Below are 3,442 nucleotides of genomic sequence, written 5' to 3'. Positions count from 1 at the left end.
ACGGAACAGAGGGGTAATAAATGAAGAAAACAATGATGGCAGCCACCCTGGTCCTGAGTGCACTCAGTATTCAGTCAGCACTGGCCGCTGAATACAGCGAGAAAACGCAGTATCTGGGTGTGGTGAACGGTCAGGTGTCAGGTAACAGTGTGGTGAAGGTGACACGTACACCGACAGACCCGGTGCTGTACCGCTCAGGCAGTAACAGTCCATTACCTGCAGAGCTGATAATCCGGCATGCAGAAAGCCGCCCGGCTTCCGGCGGGCTGGCAAACATCACGGTGAAACAGACTCTGCCGGATAACGGGGAAGCCCGCATCACCCTGAAGACGGCTCTGATGGTTGACGGAAAGAGAGTGGCACTCAGTGCCAGACAGCAGGGTGAGGATGTGGTGATAAGCGTACCTGAGGCACAGAAGCTGGTTGAGTTAAGAACGGATGCACCGGCAGAGCTGGAAGTCCCGGTCAGTTACCGGGGAAATCTGCAGATAGCGCTGCAGGTGGAAGACTGAGAATTCATCTCCGACAACAGATGCAATACATCCGTGACTCCGGAACGGGTCATATTGGTAAAGGGATTTACCGTATTTTTAAACGGGAATAACGTAAAGCTATTCTGAGTTAAACACAGTGTTTAATGAAATGCGGTTAATTAAATGAATCCGCAGGGGATAGTTTTGCGGTAATTCCGGAAAAATAAGGATTACCGATTTCAGTTTATTATTTATGAAATATCAAGGAAATTATTTTATGAAAAAGACTCTGATTGCACTGGCTGTGGCTGCCTCTGCTGCAGTATCCGGTTCTGCGATGGCGTGGACTGCAAGCGGCACTGGTGGAGATGTTAACTTTGGCGGTACATTAACACCTAGCTCAAAAGTAACTCCATGGGAAACTCGTGCGGGAGCTGGAGTGATGGGTTTGGATGCTGAAGTTACTCAGGGCCAGCGTTCAGTTCAAATTACTACTCCGCGCGCAGTGGAGATCTTAAGTATCCGTACGAAAGATGCGAAAGCGTTTCAGGGGGGAGTAAATCCTGGGATTAACCCTCAAATTGATTTCCATGGCGCCGCTGGCGATTTTAATGCAGGTAAGTCAACACTTTCCATGGAGGCTAGAAATACTGAGGGTGTTAAAATTGGTTCTGTAACTGTGGCGATGTCTGCAGGGGCTATGGGGTCAACAAGTAAGGGGGCTAAGAATGACATTTATGCTCCAGATGCAGGTTATGGTTTTTTTGGCGGCGTTGGTAAAACTTCAGCCCAAACATTAAATAACGCACATAATTTTGCAACAAGCCAAGGTTTTAATGATGTTGTTGCAAACTTTGATACTCAAGGAGTTGTTGGTTTAACCTCTGATGGCACTTACAACTTTAACGAAACAAGCCGTAAATATAGTGCATTCTATATCGCAGCTGTTGCTTCTGGTGAAAAATTCACTGTGACATTAGACAATCCTGTGTCTGGTGACGGTCAAATCCAGTGGAAAGCATCTCTGCCGGTTACTGTTTCTTACCAGTAATTCAGCAGAGTCCGGCAGTAAACACTCCCCCGTTTACTGCTGATTAAAAATTCAGGTCACTGTTTCCGGTGACCTGAATATACGGAACCGGGATGTCGGAGCAGGTGTTTTTTTCTGTCGGAATGTGTTGTGACGCATGTCGGTTCTGTATTGTTTTCAGTGGGTGCTTTTGAATGATCTGGTTTTTATTTTTATGTACTCCGGAACAGAGCAGAGTAAATAACAATGAAAATAGCGCATCATTATAAATCCCTTCTTTCAGCCATTATTTCGGTGGCCCTGTTTTATTCGGCAGCGCCACATGCAGATATTCTTGATGGTGGCGAAATTCAGTTTAATGGTTTTGTCACTGACGAAGCTCCCAAATGGACCTGGCAGATAAGCTCGCCGGACCAGACCTGGGCAGTGGATACTGCAGATGCGCGTACAGAGAACGGACAACTGGTTTTTAATTTGCGTGATAAAGGGGCTCTGCCGTTTCTGGAGGGGCATCTGCATGAAGTGGCTGAGCGAGGTGGTCCCGGATTCACACCCTTTATTACCTTCAGCAGTAACGGACAGCCTTTTACTGTGACGGAAGGAAATGGTACCTCAGCACAGCATTTCCGCGCCTCTGTCCCGGTGCGTGACCCGGAAACGGGAAATGTGTCGGGGCAGCTTTCTTTCACCCTGAATCAGGGGATGGCAGTCAGTGCCGGTGCACAGGAAGAGGGGGCAACAGTGCCGGCAGGAATGTCGCTGGTCAGCGGACAGAGCGTGACGGATGTACAGTCAGGAACGTTGCCACAGTGGCTTAAAACCCGCCTTTCCACATTACTTCTGATGAACCAGGAGTTTGGCAATGGCATGAGTGCCGCAGACAATGGTCAGGTCATCTCTCAGGGGATACTGGCTGACGGTCGGGTGATGAATCTGGCTGCGGCATATGCCTCAGCAGTGTCGGATTTTGAACTGCGGTTACCGGCAGAGGGCACGCCTGCAGCATGGCAGGCGGGGCTGAATGTGACGGTTACGGTACAGTGATGGTTGCAGGGATATAAGGAGAGAAGAGAAATGAAAAAGGTGACGTTGTTTCTGTTTGCTGCCAGCCTCCTGCCTTCCTGCGTACTGGCCTGGAACACGCCGGGAGAAGATTTCAGCGGAGAGCTTAAGTTGGAAGGTCCGGTGACCAGCACCCGTAATCCGTGGGTATGGAAAGTGGGGGCAGGCTCCCGTTATCTGGACTCAGCCAGCCCGGCTGTACCTGTTGGTGAGGGAGAGGTGATGGTCCGGGTGCCGGTGCCGGCATTGCCTGTATTGCTGGGAAAAACGGCATTCACAACGACGGCCGGACGTGAAGGGTTGTCGCCACGGGTTATCTATGGCAAGGGTATGGAAAATTTCAGCCTGTCATGGACGGCGCCGGGGACGGCCGAGGTGGTTCTGCCGGTATCCGGGGATGGTAATGCAGTATCGGGACGTTTTGTTTTCCGTCTGCAGGCGGCAGGCGTGTTGCGTCATACGCAAGGGGGGCAGTCGGTGTATACCGGTGTTTATGATGACCTGAATGCGAATGGTCTGCCGGGGCAGACGCAGATGATGCAGGCAGAGCAGGTGCCGGGAGCACTACAGGCGATGTTTGCAGGAGAGGGGCCATCCTGGCTTCAGGTTATGACGGTTACCGGTTCAGATGGCCTGAGTCGTTTCAGTGATGCGGCCCTGCGTCAGGTGGAAGGTGTATATGGTGCACAGATAATGGCCGGTTACGGTGAGTTATATCTGAAAGGGCAGGTTCCGTCGGTCTGGCATGGTTCACTGCCGGTAAGTATTGAGTACCAGTAAGCAGGAGGACAGTCCGGTGCTGAATATTATTCATCGTCTGAAGTCCGGTATGTTTCCGGCGCTGTTTTTTCTGACTTCAGCCAGTGTGCTGGCACAA

At 50.8% G+C, this 3,442-nt stretch carries 4 protein-coding genes and 1 pseudogene; all 5 read left to right on the top strand.

The window, feature by feature from the left end:
• Positions 1-20: 20 nt before the first annotated feature.
• The gene (gene faeF, locus C0K55_RS25370) at positions 21-512 is read left to right on the top strand and encodes a F4 (K88) fimbria minor subunit FaeF (RefSeq protein ID WP_105269456.1); all 492 of its coding nucleotides are present in this window, start codon (positions 21-23) and stop codon (positions 510-512) included.
• A 238-nt stretch (positions 513-750) separates the two neighbouring features.
• Positions 751-1,524, top strand: a complete 774-nt coding sequence (locus C0K55_RS25365) for a hypothetical protein (protein WP_105267087.1) — start codon at positions 751-753, stop codon at positions 1,522-1,524.
• A 225-nt stretch (positions 1,525-1,749) separates the two neighbouring features.
• The gene (faeH, locus tag C0K55_RS25355; protein WP_096925854.1) at positions 1,750-2,547 is read left to right on the top strand and encodes a F4 (K88) fimbria minor subunit FaeH; all 798 of its coding nucleotides are present in this window, start codon (positions 1,750-1,752) and stop codon (positions 2,545-2,547) included.
• Between the two features lie 30 nt (positions 2,548-2,577).
• Entirely contained in the window at positions 2,578-3,345 is a 768-nt protein-coding gene (locus C0K55_RS25350; RefSeq protein WP_105267080.1) for a fimbrial protein, read from the top strand.
• Between the two features lie 16 nt (positions 3,346-3,361).
• Positions 3,362-3,442 (top strand): annotated as a pseudogene (locus C0K55_RS25345) (fimbrial protein); the annotation flags it as partial.

The sequence above is a fragment of the Escherichia sp. MOD1-EC6098 genome, assembly GCF_002965865.1.
In the GTDB taxonomy this organism is placed as follows: domain Bacteria; phylum Pseudomonadota; class Gammaproteobacteria; order Enterobacterales; family Enterobacteriaceae; genus Escherichia; species Escherichia marmotae.
The sequence above is the reverse complement of the archived record's forward strand: the minus strand, read 5'-3'. Positions and strand labels throughout refer to the sequence as shown.